This window comes from Roseomonas sp. KE2513 (assembly GCF_016107305.1).
Lineage (GTDB): Bacteria > Pseudomonadota > Alphaproteobacteria > Acetobacterales > Acetobacteraceae > Roseomonas.
The window spans coordinates 1-15,433 of record NZ_RCVR01000018.1; the positions used below are offsets into that span (position 1 = coordinate 1).

12 protein-coding genes and 1 pseudogene are annotated in these 15,433 nt (G+C 66.9%); 8 read left to right on the forward strand and 5 right to left on the reverse strand.

Annotation, left to right across the window (positions count from 1 at the left end; genetic code table 11):
- Window positions 1-227: pseudogene (locus D9599_RS17800) on the reverse strand (hypothetical protein); the annotation flags it as partial.
- A 239-nt stretch (window positions 228-466) separates the two neighbouring features.
- Between D9599_RS17800 and D9599_RS17805 the strand changes: the two are divergent.
- Entirely contained in the window at window positions 467-985 is a 519-nt protein-coding gene (locus D9599_RS17805; protein WP_198382633.1) for a hypothetical protein, read from the forward strand.
- A 106-nt stretch (window positions 986-1,091) separates the two neighbouring features.
- Here the strand turns inward: D9599_RS17805 and D9599_RS17810 are convergent, their stop codons facing one another.
- Window positions 1,092-1,904, reverse strand: a complete 813-nt coding sequence (locus tag D9599_RS17810; RefSeq protein WP_198382634.1) for a universal stress protein — start codon at window positions 1,902-1,904, stop codon at window positions 1,092-1,094.
- Between the two features lie 2,078 nt (window positions 1,905-3,982).
- Between D9599_RS17810 and D9599_RS17820 the strand changes: the two genes are divergently transcribed.
- From D9599_RS17820 to D9599_RS17830, 3 genes are all read left to right on the forward strand, one after another.
- Window positions 3,983-6,580 (forward strand): heavy metal translocating P-type ATPase, encoded by a 2,598-nt coding sequence (locus D9599_RS17820; RefSeq protein WP_232480638.1) that lies wholly within the window; start codon window positions 3,983-3,985, stop codon window positions 6,578-6,580.
- The gene (locus D9599_RS17825; protein WP_198382635.1) at window positions 6,580-7,302 is read left to right on the forward strand and encodes a hypothetical protein; all 723 of its coding nucleotides are present in this window, start codon (window positions 6,580-6,582) and stop codon (window positions 7,300-7,302) included. Before D9599_RS17820 ends, D9599_RS17825 begins: the two co-directional genes overlap by 1 nt.
- 180 nt (window positions 7,303-7,482) lie before the next feature.
- The gene (locus D9599_RS17830; RefSeq protein WP_232480639.1) at window positions 7,483-8,451 is read left to right on the forward strand and encodes an NAD(P)/FAD-dependent oxidoreductase; all 969 of its coding nucleotides are present in this window, start codon (window positions 7,483-7,485) and stop codon (window positions 8,449-8,451) included.
- A 634-nt stretch (window positions 8,452-9,085) separates the two neighbouring features.
- Here the strand turns inward: D9599_RS17830 and D9599_RS17840 are convergent.
- From D9599_RS17840 to D9599_RS17850, 3 genes are all read right to left on the reverse strand, one after another.
- A protein-coding gene (locus tag D9599_RS17840; RefSeq protein WP_198382638.1) for an IS3 family transposase occupies window positions 9,086-10,227 on the reverse strand; the annotation gives its coding sequence in 2 pieces (ribosomal slippage) (window positions 9,086-9,954 and window positions 9,954-10,227; 1,143 coding nt in all).
- Window positions 10,228-10,730: 503 nt separating this feature from the next.
- On the reverse strand, window positions 10,731-10,970 hold the full coding sequence (locus D9599_RS17845; protein WP_198382640.1) for a hypothetical protein: 240 nt from the start codon (window positions 10,968-10,970) through the stop codon (window positions 10,731-10,733).
- A gap of 382 nt (window positions 10,971-11,352) precedes the next feature.
- Complete coding sequence (locus D9599_RS17850) at window positions 11,353-11,760, reverse strand: helix-turn-helix domain-containing protein (protein WP_198382641.1); 408 nt, start codon at window positions 11,758-11,760, stop codon at window positions 11,353-11,355.
- Between the two features lie 192 nt (window positions 11,761-11,952).
- Here D9599_RS17850 and D9599_RS17855 point away from each other — a divergent pair, with 192 nt between their 5' ends.
- The 4 genes from D9599_RS17855 (at window position 11,953) to D9599_RS17870 (ending at window position 14,805) form a co-directional block, all read left to right on the forward strand.
- The gene (locus D9599_RS17855) at window positions 11,953-12,225 is read left to right on the forward strand and encodes a hypothetical protein (protein ID WP_198382642.1); all 273 of its coding nucleotides are present in this window, start codon (window positions 11,953-11,955) and stop codon (window positions 12,223-12,225) included.
- A gap of 98 nt (window positions 12,226-12,323) precedes the next feature.
- A complete protein-coding gene (locus D9599_RS31425) occupies window positions 12,324-12,752 on the forward strand; it encodes a zf-TFIIB domain-containing protein (protein ID WP_232480640.1) in 429 nt (142 codons plus the stop codon).
- A gap of 119 nt (window positions 12,753-12,871) precedes the next feature.
- Window positions 12,872-14,368 (forward strand): phospholipase D-like domain-containing protein, encoded by a 1,497-nt coding sequence (locus D9599_RS17865; protein ID WP_198382643.1) that lies wholly within the window; start codon window positions 12,872-12,874, stop codon window positions 14,366-14,368.
- A gap of 11 nt (window positions 14,369-14,379) precedes the next feature.
- Window positions 14,380-14,805, forward strand: coding sequence for a DedA family protein (locus D9599_RS17870; RefSeq protein ID WP_309228649.1), 426 nt, complete (start codon window positions 14,380-14,382; stop codon window positions 14,803-14,805).
- The last annotated feature ends 628 nt before the right edge of the window (window positions 14,806-15,433 follow it).

Below are 15,433 nucleotides of genomic sequence, written 5' to 3' on the forward strand. Positions count from 1 at the left end.
CGCCAGGAGCGACGGCCAGGGCCGCCCTTTCCTTGCCGGCGCTGCCGAAGGCCACTGGTCAGTATCGGCGCGAGCTTGACCTCCCACTCCCGCACCGCCTCGTAGCTGAACACGATGCTGCGGAGGAGGAACATCTCCGCCAAGTCCCGCAGGGTGAGGCGGTAGCGCAGGCGCCAGAGTACCACCAGCGCAATGACGTCGCTCGGATACTGTGCCCTGTTCAGCACTCCCGAGCTCGCTCATTGAACCCACGGCCGCAGGCACGGCACCGGAAGCGCCGGTAGCCCTGGGCCGTACGGTCCCGCCGCTCAGTCACCTCGGCCGAACCGCAGTCCACGCACTCCATGCCAGGCTCCCAGCCGCCCCTCACCCCGTCAGCAGCTTATAAAGCCCACCCCGCCTCGCCAATCCAGGCCCGTCTGGCGCGAGAGCTGACAGAACCCTCCTGCGATGCCTCGTCGACAAGGTGGTCCTCGAGCGCACCGCCGCCGATCGGGTGGCGGTCCGCGTGGTCTGGGCTGGCGGCGACTGGAGCGAATTTGTCGCCGACACCGGCGGCCATGCGCTACGCGAGTTGTCGGGCATCGGCGCGATCGAACGCCTCGTCGCCGAGATGGCACGCGCGGGCGCTTCGGACGCAGCGATCGCCGAAGCTCTCGACGCCCAGGGGCACCACCTCGACCATGGCCGGCGCGTGCTCCTCAGCACCACCCGCAAACTCCGTCTCCCTCAGGGCATCCGCTACCGGCCGGAGATGCGGCGCCGCGTGGCCGGCGCACTGACCCTACCCGAGGTCGCCGAGGCCCTCGGCGTGTCCCAAACCTGGCTGCATCACCGCATCCACACGGGCAGGATCCGGCTCGCCCTCGACCCGCGGTATCGCATGTACCTGTTCCCGAACGACCCGGCCGTCCTCGATGCCGTCCGACAGCTTGCCGACGGCAGCTTCACGACCGTCAATCTCACTCCCAGCGTACCGCATTGAGGAGGGCATCAAGATGGCAAATCGCTGGAGAAGCTCCCGGCCCGGCTGAAGGTCATCCTTATCGCGCCAGCACCTGCGTATTCTCAGGTTGATTTCCAAAGCTGTGTCAGTGCCGCATGAGCACAGGCATGTTGGCGTGAGCCAAAATGTAGCGGGTGACGCCGCCGAGGACCGCCTCGCGCAATGGACTGTGGGCATAAGCCCCCATGACGAGCAGGTCGGCGCCCAGTTCGTGTGCTTTGGCAAGAAGCGATTGCCCGAACACTCCAGGGCCGATCGGCAGCACGTGCAGATCCGCCTCGACACCGTGGTCGAGAAGAATTTGTGGGACGGCAGGCTGGGCCGCATCCTGACGCACACCGGCGAGTACATGCACCTGCTCGGCGTTGCCCAAGCAGCGCAGAGCAGGAAGGACCGCCTTAGCAGCTCGAGAGTCGTCCTTCCAGGCAATAGCTACACGGCGACCGAACGTCGTCTCCTCGCCGGCCGGAACCACGAGGACGGGCCGTTCAGTCTTGAACAGGGCAGCTCGGAACGCCCGCCGCGTCGGCTCGTGATCACCTCTATCGGGGCGAGCAACTACGAGAAAGTCGGCACGACGGCCTTCGTTCACCACAGGATCAGCAAGTCCTTCGATTGAGGACCAGTGAGCCTTGAGAGGTGCTTCAGCAGTTCCCGCCGCCCAACGACGATAGGCGGCTTCCAACGCCGCCATTCGTTCATCCTCCAGTGTTATCGGGCTGGTAAGCATCTCGCCGAAGTTCGCCTCAGCTGTCAGCCCGGAGTAGCCGGGCGGCGTGCGGACGGCGAGGACATTGACGCGTGCGCCACCCGTAAGCACAGCGAGGCGCTCAGCTGCAGATAACAGCTGGTCTGCTGCCAAAGGGGACACGAGCACGACCAAAATCACGTCCGCCATAGTCGTTGTCTCCAGCGACTGGGGCCTAATTCAGGCTCGGGAGAGCCTACTCTCCGCCAGTGGCCACAGCCAGTGAGTCAATGCGGAGGCGCCCGATCCAGTGCTATTCCGTTTGCTGTACTGCAGCAACGTTTGACTCTCTAAAAGGGCCGGCCCGGCATTGTGGTGGCACCGTCAAATTGGCTGCCTCCAGCTTGCCCGAGCGGTCCGCCGGCAGGTAGTCGGGTGGCATGACCGCCCCCGCGCCTGTCCCAGCTTCGCCGGGTATCCCTTCCCGGCCGAGATCATCAGCTAGGCGGTATGGCTCCTTATTCCACTTCCCGCTCAGCTTGCGGATGGTTGGTGAAATGCTGGCCTTCCGCAGCATCGTGGTCAGCCACACGACGCTGTGGCAGTGGGGCCGCAAGTTCGGTCAGGCTTTCGCCAACGGAGTTCGCCACCGGTTGCGGTTAGATCAGACCAAATCTGCTCCTCCAGCAGCCTCTTGGTAAAGATATAATTCCCATCGCCGTCCGTAAGGATGGGGCAGGGGCGGTTGCCACGGCAACGAGCCCGCTGATATTGTTATAACCTTCCGACTGGTGGCGCGGAGGCTCCGGCTGCTTTCTCGAGCGCCGGGGCTGCAGCGCTTCGCCGCGCCACGGCAGCTAGCTAACCCTCTCGTCGACCGCGGCTAGACCGGGCTCAGGCAACCTTCGCCTGCTGGGGCACGTCGGTTGTGTCCGGCAAATGTTCCCGGCGATCCGCACGAGGATCTCGGTCCGAGCCGGGATCACCGGCAGGGGCTTGGACGCTTCCTCTTCTAAAAACAACGCTCGGCTCGGCGATCTGGACCGCCTTCCTGGTCGGTGTGGGCTACGCGATACGGGACCGCTACCAGAAGCTTGTTTCGGACGGCATAAGGCGGCCGCCTCCCTCGGTTCTGCCCTCATGGACGCCTATCTCCCGGGCGCCCCGGCGTGTTCCGCCAGTGACCAGAGGAGGCTCCGAGAGCATGATCCCGTCCCTCAGCAGCACTATTCGGCGCGGAAGCCTTCGCACGTTCCTGGCCACCGCCGCCGTGGCGGGCACCCTAGCCGCAGTGCCCCGGATGGCTCCGGCACTCGCGCCACAAGCAGCGGCGAGCAGCGGGCCCGCCACGCTTCTGCAACCTTCTCAGCACTACCTCACCCAGGGCTACAACGCGCCTCCGCGCTACTACGCGCCCCCGCCGACACCGCCACGTTACTATCGCCGATGGGCCTCCCCGCCGCCGCCGGCCTACTTCGCACCGCCTCCGCCGACGCCCTGGTTTATTCAGCCAGCCCCGCCGCCACCCCCGTTCCTGGGCTACAACCGTCACTGAGGCTCATCACGAGGTGCCCCCCTCCACACTACTTTGGCGTGCGGCGCTTCCGTGGAGCGGCGTTTGACCTCTGCCTCGATCGTCCCCAAGCCACTGATTGTGCCGGCGTGGGGCACTGTTGCGGAAATCGGTATGAGTGCTTGGTTCGGTCTTTGATGCACTGATCAGTGCTGCAGCGACGGTGGCGGGCATACCAAGAGCGTTGAAGGTGTTGAGGGTGGCGTAGCGGATCTACACCTCGGCGACCTGACGAGCGGGATTTCGGACCGAAAGACGCTTGCCCAGGCGCTTGAGACGGGACATGACCCTCTCTGTCAGGCTGCGCCGCTGGTAGCCGCTCCAACACCTTCAGAGCCGCTGCCAGAGGCGCCTGAGGTCCGACACGTTGCCACCAAAGCCAGACAAGCCCTTCATCGGCGAGGCCGTAGGCGGCCCGGGCGAGAAGTAACCAGACCCGACGACCACAAGGGCGGCAACCCAGACCACCGGCTGCGGGCGTGGCAACGGGCTGCCGCGCGGGTATCCGCCGCCCGGGAAGCTCTCCGCAGCGCCATGCTCCGAGACGACCCGGCTTAAAAACCGCGGCGCCCTCCGGGCCAGCGGCCGAACCCCCGTCCTTTCCCACGTCGCGCGACCATTCGGACGAGGAGATCTCCAACCAAGGCACACGCTTTCCCCCTTGAACCTCCAGCAGCTCAAGGTGCCATCTTCGACACCAGACACAGGAGTACGCATGATGGAAGGATCGAGCATGGTCGGTGCCGGTCGTGGCGGAAGCTTTTCCTGGCGGGTGGAGGGCATGGACTGCGCCTCATGCGTCGCAAAGGTGACGAAGGCGGTCGAGCGCCTGCCCGGCGTGTCAGGCATCGCGGTTAACCTCATGGCCGAACGCCTCACCGCGACGCTCGCCGATCCCGCAGGCGCGGCAGCTGTGGAACGGCAGGTTGCCGCCCTTGGCTACAAGGCCACCCGGCTCGTCGCCCCCGACCCGACGGTGTCCCCCGCCATCAGTCCCCCCGTGTCGGCGCCTGCCGCCCCCGCGACCCTCGCCTGGAAAGTCGAGGGAATGGACTGCGCCTCATGCGTCGCGAAGGTCGAGGGCGCGCTGCGGCGCCTGCCTGGCGTCTCCGGCATCACGGTCAACCTTATGGCCGAGCGGCTGACACTCCGCCTCGCGCCCGGGGGGACGGACGCGGCCACCATCGAGCAATCCCTCTCCGGCCTCGGCTATGCCACTCGCCCCCTGCCTGGGGGCGCAGTGGTCCCACCCGACGCGACACGGCCCGCGCACGACCACGCGGGGCATGACCATGCGGGCCACGACCATACCGGGCACGACCACTCCGGCCATACGCATGCCGGTGCCGCCGGCCAGGCAGGGGCGGCGGACGAGGGCCATGGCGGCTTCGGCCACTCCCATGCCGACCACGACGACCCGGCGGACGCGGCGAAGCCCTGGTACGCCACCGGCAAGGCCCGGCTGGTTTGGCTCCTCGGCGGGCTGGTGCTGGGGGCCTACGCGCTCTCCCTCGTCCTGCCGGAGCGGCTGACCTACCCCCTCTTCCTCGCGGCCACCGCCGTCGCCCTCGTGCCCTTCGGCCGGCGGGCCTTCGCGCTGGCCCGCGCGGGCACTCCCTTCTCGATCGAGACACTCATGGTCACGGCCGCGGTCGGGGCCGCGATCATCGGCGCGGCCGAGGAGGCGGCGGTCGTCGTCCTGCTTTTCGCGCTCGGCGAACTGCTGGAGAACGTCGCGGCCGGCCGCGCGCGTGCGGGCATCCGGGCCCTCGCAACCCTCATGCCCCGGACCGCGCTCCGGGTGCGGGCCGATGGAACGACGGAGAGCGTGGACTCCGACCGGCTGACCGTCGGCGACCTCGTGCTGATCCGACCCGGCGACCGGGTGCCCTGCGACGGATCGATCGAGGACGGCCAGTCCGCCCTCGACGAGAGCCCGGTGACCGGCGAGAGCGTTCCCGTTGCCCGAGGCCCCGGGGAAGCCGTCGTTGCGGGCTCGATCAACGCTGACGGCGCGCTTCGCGTCCGGGTCACGCGGGCGGCCTCCGACAACACCATCGCCCGGATCATCCGCATGGTGGAGGAGGCGACCGCCTCCCGCGCCCCGACGCAGCGCTTTATCGAGCGGTTCTCCAACTACTGGACCCCCGGGGCAATGATCGTCTCCCTCGCGGTGATCCTCGGCGGGCCGCTCCTCCTAGGATGGGACTGGTGGACAGGGGTCTATCGCGGCCTCGCGATCCTCCTCATCGCCTGCCCCTGCGCGCTCGTGATCTCGGTGCCCGCCGCCATGGCGTCCGGCCTCTCGGCGGGCGCGCGGCGTGGCCTGCTCATCAAGGGCGGCGCGGCGCTGGAGAGCATCGGCGCGGCACGCACGGTCGCCTTCGACAAGACGGGCACGCTCACCGAAGGCCGCCCACGCGTCACGGACGTGGTGCCCGCGACGGGAACGTCGGACCGGGACCTCCTCGCCTATGCCGCAGGCGTCGAGGCGGGGTCCGCCCACCCGTTGGCGAAGGCAGTGATGGCCGAGGCCACCGCGCGCGGCGTCGCCACGCCCCCGGCGTCGGAGGCGGGTGCCGTGCAGGGCCGCGCGGTCACCGCCCTCGTATCCGGTCGGCGCGTCGCCGTCGGCTCTCCTCGCTACGCCGGGGAGGTCGGGGCCGACCTCGGCACGCTCGCGGGGCGCGTCGAGGCCTTGGAGAGGGAGGGCAAGACCACCGTGGTCGTCATCGTGGACGGGACCGTTGCGGGCCTCCTCGCGATCCGGGACGAGCCGCGGGATGATGCGGCGGAGGGCATCGCGGCCCTCACCCGCCTTGGCATCGGCTCCTTCATGCTCACGGGGGACAACCCCCGCACCGGGGCCGCCATCGCCGCCGGCCTGGGCCTTGACGTGAAGGCCGGGCTGCTGCCGGACGACAAGCTGCGGGAGATCGCGGCACTCCGGACCGCGGGGTCCGTCGTCATGGTCGGCGACGGCATCAACGACGCCCCGGCGCTCGCCGCCGCCGATGTCGGCGTCGCCATGGGCGGCGGCACGGACGTGGCGCTGGAGACGGCGGACGCGGCGGTGCTGCGCGACCGCGTGACGGGGGTGGCCGAACTCGTCGGCCTGTCACGCGCCACGATGACAAACGTCAAGACGAACGTCGCCATCGCCGTCGGGCTGAAGCTCGTCTTCCTCGTGACGACGCTGATGGGTCTTACCGGCCTCTGGCTCGCCATCCTCGCCGACACCGGCGCGACGGTGCTCGTGACGCTTAACGCTCTCCGGCTCCTGGGCTGGAAGCCGGACGCGACGGGGGCATAGTGGTCGCGCAGCCCGAACTCCTCGCGCCGATCGCCGCGACCGGCGTCGTGGTGGCCTTCCTGCACGCGGCGATCCCGACCCACTGGCTCCCCTTCGTGCTCGCGGCCCGCGGCCAGGGCTGGGGTCGTGTCCGCACCCTGGGCGTCGTCGCACTCGCCGGCACGGGCCACGTGCTCCTGACGGCGCTCCTCGGCGCCTTCCTCGTCTTTGCCGGCGTCGAGGCTGGCGGCACGCTCGGCCGGACGTTCGGGTGGCTCGCCGGCGGAGCGCTGATCGCGGTCGGGGCCTACTACCTCTCGCGGCAGGCACGCGGCGGGGGGCACGGGCATGTCCACCTCTTCGGCGGGCATGGTCACGGAGGTCACACGCCAGCCGAAAGCCACCGCCATGACCACCATCATGGGGCCGAGCGCGGCGCCGCCCGGCCGCGGTCCGACGTCGCCGTGATCGCGGGGCTCCTCGCGTTGCTGGCCTTCTCACCTTGCGAGGGCTTCCTGCCGGTGTACGGCGCGGGAATCGTCTTCGGATGGACGGGCTTCATCCTCCTCTCCTGCGTGCTCGCTGTCGCGACGGTCGGAGCGATGGCCCTCTTTACCTGGCTAACCATGACCGGCCTCGAAGGGCTGGACCTGTCCCGGGTCGCGCGATGGGAGGCGGGAGTCTACGGTGTCCTCTTCATCGGCTTGGGTCTCCTCGTCCTTATAAACGAGGGATGGTCGTGACCGTGGGCGTGCCATGCCGAAACACAGTGAGGGTCCTTCTCTGTGCTTGGTATGTCAGACGGAAAGGCTAAGCTTTGCCCACCGGCTGTTCACAAGCGCCACCACGCATCCGGATTTGATTCCGATGATTAGAGCAGGAGCACGCACTCCTGCCCTGTTCCTGTGCGCCGACCGCGATCCATGAACCACCCAGCACCGGAGATCGACTTGGCTAAAGAGACTGAACAGTCAGTGGAGCGGCTCGACTGCCTGATCGTCGGCGGTGGGCCGGCCGGTTTAACGGCCGCGATCTATCTCGCGCGCTATCATCGGCGGGTCGCGGTGGTCGACGACGGCAACAGCCGGGCGCTTTGGATACCGATTTCCCATAACCATGCGGGCTTCCCGGATGGCATCGGCGGTGCGGAGCTGCTGGGCCGTATGCGTGTCCAGGCCGAGCGGTACGGCGCACGCCTAATGAACGGGCGCGTCGACGCGATCGAGGCGGCCGAGGATTGCTTCCTCGCGCGCGGCGAGGATCTGGCACTGGAGGCGCGCACCCTCCTTCTGGCCACTGGCACCGAGAACCGGCGGCCGAACGTCGACCCGGCGACGCACCGCGCGGCACTCGATCGCGGGTTGCTGCGCTACTGTCCGGTCTGCGACGGCTTCGAGGCGACTGGACAGGCCATTGGCGTAATCGGCGGTGACGCGCGCGGCGTCGCGGAGGCCATGTTCCTCCGCACTTACTCGAACGACATCACCTTGCTCGCCACAGGAAGGATCGAGATCGACGAGGACGACCGCGCTCTTCTGGGCGGCACCGGCATAAGGATCGAGGAACGTTCACTCGAAGGACTTGACTTCAGCGAAAATCGCGTGACAGCGCGCCTGCAGGATGGCACAGAGCTGGGCTTTGATACGGTGTACCCTGCTCTCGGTTCGGACTCGAATGACGTGCTGGCGCAGGCGCTTGGCCTTCGGATGGGCGACGGGTGCTGTATTGCGGTCGACCAAAAACAGCGCACCAGCCACGAGGGTATCTATGCGGCTGGCGACATCGTGTATGCGCTGGACCAGATCAGCGTCGCGATGGGCCATGCGGCGATCGCGGCCACCGCGCTGCACAACGACCTCCGCGTGCGCGATGGCCAGATGCGAGCGGGCTAACACGTTCATACTGGCGGCATGGCGCCGGATGGCGCCATGCCGCGGGACCTAGCGGCTGGCAGCCGTGACCGTCATCTTGTCGCAGCCCTCGGCACAGCGGCGGCATGTCTCAGCGGCCGCCTTCATCTTACCATCAGGATCCTCATGCGCCTCGCAGAGCTTGGCGCAGGCGCGGCAGATTTCGGCACATTCGCGACACAGATATTCGTGGTGCGGCGACTGCCGGACCATAAAGTCGGCTGCTGTGATGCAAATCTGGGCACAATCCAGAAGGGCTACAAGGTGGTCCTTCTCGGAATGCTGGGTGCCCCCATGCAGAATGTGGGTAACCGTCTCCGTGCAGGAGCGGTGACAATCCAGGCAATCCTGAATGCAAGACGACATATCCATCGCTGGCTCTCCCACAGATGAAACTCGACAAGCGCTATAACGATCCTTGGATAGCCTGGAGTTTCTTTAACCGCCAAGGTTTCCCGCGACACCACAGTCAGGGCGCGGAGCCAAGTTATACTGGCGCTCAGAGCCAATACTGTCAGCACCCTCGACGTTGCGAGCCAGCGAAGGCCGGCTGATTGAGGTGGTCCCCATCTGTCGGACAGTTTGACGGCTTGGTTAAGCTCGATCCTGGTTTTCTTCAGGCCGCCAATCTCTCTACCGCGCCTGCCCTGTATGCCTCGTCGGGGGTTTGCCCCGCCAGAGTGCTGTGGGGGCGTGCCGTGTTGTAGTAGCTGATCCACTTCGACAGCCCGGCCCGCAGTTCGGAGCCGGTCTCGAAGGCATATAGGTAGACGCACTCGTACTTCAGACTGCGCCACAGCCGCTCGATGAAGACGTTGTTCATCCAGCGGCCGCGGCCGTCCATCGAGATGCGCACCCCGGCCTGCTGCAGTAGGCCGGTGAACCGCGGCGAGGTGAACTGGCCTCCCTGATCGGTATTGAAGATCTCTGGCCGACCGAACCGCGCCAAGGCTTCTTCCAGAGCCTCGATACAGAACTCCACCTCCATGGTGTTCGACACCCGCCAGGCCAGCACCTTCCGCGTCGCCCAGTCCATCACCGCGACCAGGTAGAGAAAGCCGCGGCGCATTGGCAGGTAGGTGATGTCAGCGCACCAGACCTGGTTTGGTCGGTCGATCGCCAGACCCCGCAGCAGATAGGGGAAGATCCGGTGCTCGGGGTTTGGCACCGTGGTCCGCGGCCGCTGGTAGATCGGCACCAAGCCCATCTTCGCCATCAGCCGCCGAATGCGCTTGCGGCCGACCACGTAGCCCTCGCGCCGGAGATGGCGCGCCATCTGCCGCGAGCCGTACCAGGGCGTCTGCAGGAACTGCGCGTCGATCAGCCGCATCACCTCAAGGTTCAGCGCCGTCTCGCCCGCGGGCCGGTGATAGAACCCCGACCGGCTGATCGAAACCAGCTCGCACTGCCGCACCACCGACAGGTCGGGATCGCCCGGCTCGATCAGCTGGCGGCGCCGATCGAGGCTCATCGGCCGGACGCCTTAGCCAAAAAATCCCGCTCCACCACGAGCTGCCCGATCTTGGCGTGCAGCTTCTCAACGTCCGCCTCGGTCGCCTTTGCGCTCTCCTGAACCGCCGACTTGCCGGAGAACACCGCCGTCAGCCCCTCCATGGCCTGCCGCTTCCACTCACCCACCATCGTCTGGTGAATGCCGTGCTTGGCCGCCAACTGTGCGGTCGTCAGCTCACCCCGCAGCGCTTCCAACGCCACCTTCGCCTTGAACTCCGCCGAATACCGCGTCCGCTTGCCCGTCATCCCGGTCCGTCCTTCTCGCAGGCGAACCGAGCTTAACCACCTGTCCGATATCCGGGGACCACCTCAGATATCTGCTTCGCCTGCTTCACATCCGCATCCCGCGCTCGCGGCTCGACCCCACCCGCTCCCGCTCCGCCTCGCGCTGCTGCTCGGCCGCTCTCTCCATCGCCTCGTGCGCGATGCGGCCCCCAGCTTTCCGTCCGCATCACTCGGCCAAGTCCCTCCTCCCCCGCGTGCAGCTCCCGCCTGCCGTGCCGCACCCGGGCCAAGTCGTCATCCCCGAACCGCTGCTTCGCCGCCTGCCACCGCCGCGAGTTCCGCCGCAACCCCGGGCTTGCCCGCCACTCGCGCGCCCAGACCTTCTCGACACGCGCATCCGACCGCCCGTGCCACGTCCAGTATTCGGCGCCTTGTGTCATTATGGGCCGGTCCTTTGTGCCATCCCGCTCCGCGGCCTCCAACGCCTGAATCGCCTGTCACGCTGCCGGTGACAGGCCGAGGATCTACACCGCGTCACGCGACCGCTGCCACTCGACGCTCCGGACGTGGGCGGCCCCCGTCCGCTCCTCACTCTCGCACAGCCGCACCAGCCCGGCCCCCACCCAGCCGGCACACCGCACCGCCTCATCCAGCTTCGCCTTCGCCGCGCCGGACGCGAACCACCCCGCCTTGCCCCGCAGCTCCGGCCCGCCGTGGCCCAGGGCGCGCTTCGCCCCCTTCGGGCCACCCTCCGCCGTCTCCAAGGCGTGGAGCCGCCGCCCTGCCTCGCTCGGGTCGCCTGTTCGCAGGAACTACCGGAGGACTAGGAGCGCGAAGAGCTGCAATTGAGTGTGATCCCTGCGCGAGTACCGGCTGGCGTACTCCGGCAGTGCTGCCCGGCCCATCATCATGGCCTCTCGCGCTACCCGAACCGCCGACTTCGACATCCTCCTCGTTCATCACCTTCCGGCACACGCCGAAAAGCGTCCCAACCCGCTACGGCCGGGCAGGGTTTCAACCGAGCATCCCAGCCTCTTAAAGCAACCACGGGAGGAGGTTAAGGATTCGCTTCGGTCAGTGCCATGACGTCCCGCATCTCGTGGAAGGCGGCACATTCGCGCAGCAGCCCCGAAGGCGACATGCCCGCTACTCGTTCAAGTTGGCAATAACTTCAATGACATGACACTCGGCGATGCGCCCGTGGGTGCCACGCTCGACCATCGCTTCCAGCTCCGCACGAAGGGCTGTGAGCTGGACGATTTTCTGCCCGACAGCAGCCAGGTGGGTGCGGGCGATCGTATCGGCCTCGTCGCAGGGCTGCTCCGGCAGGCCTGCCAACGCTAGGAGTTGACGGATGGCATTCAGATCGAATCCAAGGTCGCGGGCGTGCCGGATGAACTTGAGGCGCCGCACGTCCTCAATGTCGTAGCCGCGACGGTTAGCACCGGTGCGGGCGGGTACGGGTAGCAGGCCAATCCCTTCGTAATACCGAATGGTAGCCACCTTCACGCCGGCGAGTCTGGACACGGTTCCGATCGGCATTGGCTGCGACATTCCCGCTTGCTCCTCTAGTGGCTAGAGGATGTAGCAGGGTTCTCCAGCCAGTGAAGATGATTCGCTTGTGCTGGGAACCAAGCCTTGACGCGCTAACGGTCTGTTACGACGCGTGTTGAAGGTGGCGGGCGCGGACGTGCCATCCCGGCGCGGCGTCACTCGCACCTAAACCAACCAAGAAAGGAAGCAGTCATGCCGCAAGAGAAGTCCGGTCAGCACCACGACCACCCTGGCCACAAGCCCGGCGACCTCGACCAGCACGGGCACCGCGACAAGGCCGTGCAGGAAAAGCCCGGTCAGCATCACGATCATCCCGGCCATACCCCCGGCGACCTCGACGAGCACGGGCATCGGGACAAGACCGTGCAGGAGCAGCCCGGTCAGCACCACGACCACCCTGGTCACAAGCCCGGCGACCTCGACCAGCACGGGCACCGCGACAAGAGTGCCTCGTCGAAGCCCTGAGGGACGTGCCTGACAGCAGGGCCGCGTTTACGCGGCCCTGCTGTCTCCTAACGGTAATGCGCCGCCGAGGACTGAAGCCAGAAACGTAGGAGCAGCATATGAGCGATCCGACCACCGAGCGGCCTGTTGTCGGCATGCCCTGCCCGCGCTGCCGCGTGGACCTGATCATGAGTGACCGGCAAGGCGTCGAGATCGACTACTGCCCAATGTGCCGCGGCGTTTGGCTCGACCGCGGGGAGCTGGACAAGGTCATCGAGCGCAACGCACAGTTTCAAGCGCCTTCCACGCCGAATGCGGCGGCTTCCCAGCCCCCTTCTCCCGGCACGGCCAGCCCCTGGATGGCTCCCGCTCAGGGAGCGCCCGGCTATGCACCGGGTACGCCGCCGCCTGCCGGCTGGGGGCCGGGCTACGGTCAGCACGGTGAATATGGCGGGCATGGTGCTGGCCACGGGGGAGGGCACGGCGTAGGACATGGCGGTAGCCGCGACGGGCATAACAACTCGTTTCTCGGCAGGCTGTTCCGCTAAGGCGAGGCATGACACCGAAGAACACAGCCCACGCGCAACAGAATGGGCCCGGTGATTCCAACCTCAGCCAGGTTCTGAAGCCAGGGACAACCTGCTGGCGCCTAGTTCACGCTGACCGGATGGCCGTGATCATCGACGCCGCCGAGTATTTTCTCCACCTCAAAGCGGCAATTTTGCAGGCGCGGCATTCGATCCTGCTCGTCGGCTGGGATTTCGACGCCCGTATCGAACTCGACCGCAGCGGCCGTGCCCCAGCCTCCATTCCTAACCGGATTGGCTCTTTGCTGGACTACGCCGTGCGGTGCAATCCTGGGCTGCGCGTTTATGTGCTGCGCTGGGATCTCGCCTTTCTCAAGATGCCGTTCCGCGGCACGACGCCGTTCTTCCTGCTCGAATGGCTCGGCAGGCATCGTCTCCACTTCCATCTGGACAGGCACCACCCGCCAGGCGGCTGCCACCACCAGAAGATCGCGGTCATTGACGATGCACTGGCCTTCTGCGGCGGCATCGACGTCACCGGAGGCCGATGGGACACATCGGCCCATCGCGACGACGAGCCGGCCCGCCTGTGGCCGAATGGCACGCCGCACGGCCCCTGGCACGACGTGACGACGGCGGTAACCGGCGAAGCCGCACGCGCGCTTGGCGATCTCGCTCGGGACCGCTGGTTCGCCGCCAACGGTTGGAAGCCCGATCCGCCGCCGATTGATCACAAGTGCTGGCCCGAGGAGCTGGACGCCGTGTTCCACGACGTAAGCGTTGCGATCGCCCGCTCACAGCCGGCCTATGACGGTCAGCCGGAGGTGCGCGAGATCGAGGCGCTTTACCTTGCGGCGATCGCTTCAGCCCGCCACAGCATCTACCTGGAAAGCCAATATTTCAGCGCCCACCGGATCAGCGAAGCCCTGGAGCGACGCCTTGCCGAGCCGGACGGGCCCGAGGTCGTCATCGTCAACCCCGATCGAGCTCAGGGCTGGCTCGAGGAGGAGGTGATGGGGGCGGGCCGCGCTCTTCTGCTCGGGAGGCTGCGCGAGGCGGACCTTTACGGACGGCTGCGGTTTTGCACGCCTGTGACTGCGGGCGGCGCTGCCATCTACGTCCATGCCAAGGTGCTGGTGGTGGACGACACGCTGCTGCGGATCGGCTCGTCCAACATCAACAACCGCTCCATGGGCGTGGACACGGAGTGCGATCTGGCGGTCGAGGTCCGGCCGGAGGACGCAAGGGCACCGCAGCTGCGTGCTGCTATTCTACGAGTGCGCGACAGCCTGCTTGCGGAGCACCTGGGCGTTGGCCGCGACGAGTTCCAGGCGGCATTCCAGGCGGCGGGTGGGTCACTTGTGCGGACGCTTGACCGTTTAGCACGACCGTCAGGCCCCACCCTGGTGCCCTTCCATCCACCGGAGTTGTCGGAGGCCGAGCGCGAGCTGGCGGAGACCCACGCGCTTGACCCACACCGCCCCGAGGCCATGGCCGAGACGTTCATCCGCGCGCTTCGCCTCCTTCCGCCGGTCCGGGTGGCCGTTGCCGCCGCCCTGGTCGCGGTCGGCGCCAGTGTGGCCGCCTGGTACTGGCAACGCGCAGGCAGACGTCCTGGGCGGCGGATCGGGCAGTAGGAGGAGGCGTAGTGTTCGACTGGATCGTGGGCTTGGTGGAGCAGGGCGGCTACGTCGGCATCGCGCTGCTCATGCTTGCCGAGAACCTGTTCCCGCCGATCCCCTCCGAATTGATCATGCCGCTGGCGGGCTTCTCTGCCGCACAGGGCAAGCTGAACGTCGTGCTGGTCGTCTTGTCCGGTACAATCGGCTCTGTGCTGGGGGCGCTGGCTTGGTACTACGTCGGACGCTGGCTGGGACCGGACCGGCTGCGGCGCTTCGCCGCACGTCATGGCCGTTGGCTGACCCTCTCACCGACGGAGGTGGACCGCGACCGAGCCGCCTTTGCCCGCTGGGGAGCGCCGGCTGTGTTCACCGGGCGGCTGGTGCCAGCTGTGCGCACGCTGATCTCCGTGCCAGCTGCCGGGTTCCCCGTGCCGAAAGCGCCAAGGCCGTAGAGATCATTATCTGACGTGCACGTAATCCTCGTGCATGAAGATTGGGGATCTCGGACCGATCAGGCAATCTTAATCTCTGGCGCACTGTGTCGTCCGCGGCCGAGAATCCAGTTCTCGGAGGACAGGACGCTTGGCCAAACCGGCTGACATAGATGCCGACCTGACGCTGGAGATCAGCGGCAGCGATGTCACGCCCGATCGTTTCCAGCAGGCGACGGCAGCCTTCTTCGACCTGCTTGGGGAGGTCGGGAAAGGCGTGGCTGCAAAGGGTGAGCCTCTTGAATGGCGCGTCCAAGTCAAGCAGGGCAGTAACTTGGTCGGCGTTCTCCCTAGGCCTCGGTTGTCCCAGGCCACGGCGACAGGTACCCGCAGGGTCATTGTCGCTGGGTTGAGCCCTCCAAAGGGCGGCGGAGGAACCTCCAGGGTTCAGCGATCGTGCTCTTCTCTGCCTGAAGCGACTGATTGGAACCACGCCAGCGCACGACGAGGGTGATTTCAAAATTGCGGTGTGGGGCCAGAAGAGTGGTCTTATCGGATCACCAGCACTTGCGATATGCCGACCCTTTGTGGTGAGTCCAAAGCTGGATCTGCGCCCACCGGCTCAAGGCGTAGCTAATGGACCAGAAAC

Excerpts from the sequence above, each read along its gene's own strand:
- D9599_RS17830 (WP_232480639.1), top strand. The coding sequence starts at position 7,483 with ATGAACCACCCAGCACCGGAGATCGACTTGGCTAAAGAGACTGAACAG.
- D9599_RS17810 (WP_198382634.1), bottom strand. The coding sequence starts at position 1,904 with ATGGCGGACGTGATTTTGGTCGTGCTCGTGTCCCCTTTGGCAGCAGAC.
- D9599_RS17865 (WP_198382643.1), top strand. The coding sequence starts at position 12,872 with ATGGCCGTGATCATCGACGCCGCCGAGTATTTTCTCCACCTCAAAGCG.
- D9599_RS17850 (WP_198382641.1), bottom strand. The coding sequence starts at position 11,760 with ATGTCGCAGCCAATGCCGATCGGAACCGTGTCCAGACTCGCCGGCGTG.
- D9599_RS31425 (WP_232480640.1), top strand. The coding sequence starts at position 12,324 with ATGAGCGATCCGACCACCGAGCGGCCTGTTGTCGGCATGCCCTGCCCG.
- D9599_RS17820 (WP_232480638.1), top strand. The coding sequence starts at position 3,983 with ATGATGGAAGGATCGAGCATGGTCGGTGCCGGTCGTGGCGGAAGCTTT.
- D9599_RS17855 (WP_198382642.1), top strand. The coding sequence starts at position 11,953 with ATGCCGCAAGAGAAGTCCGGTCAGCACCACGACCACCCTGGCCACAAG.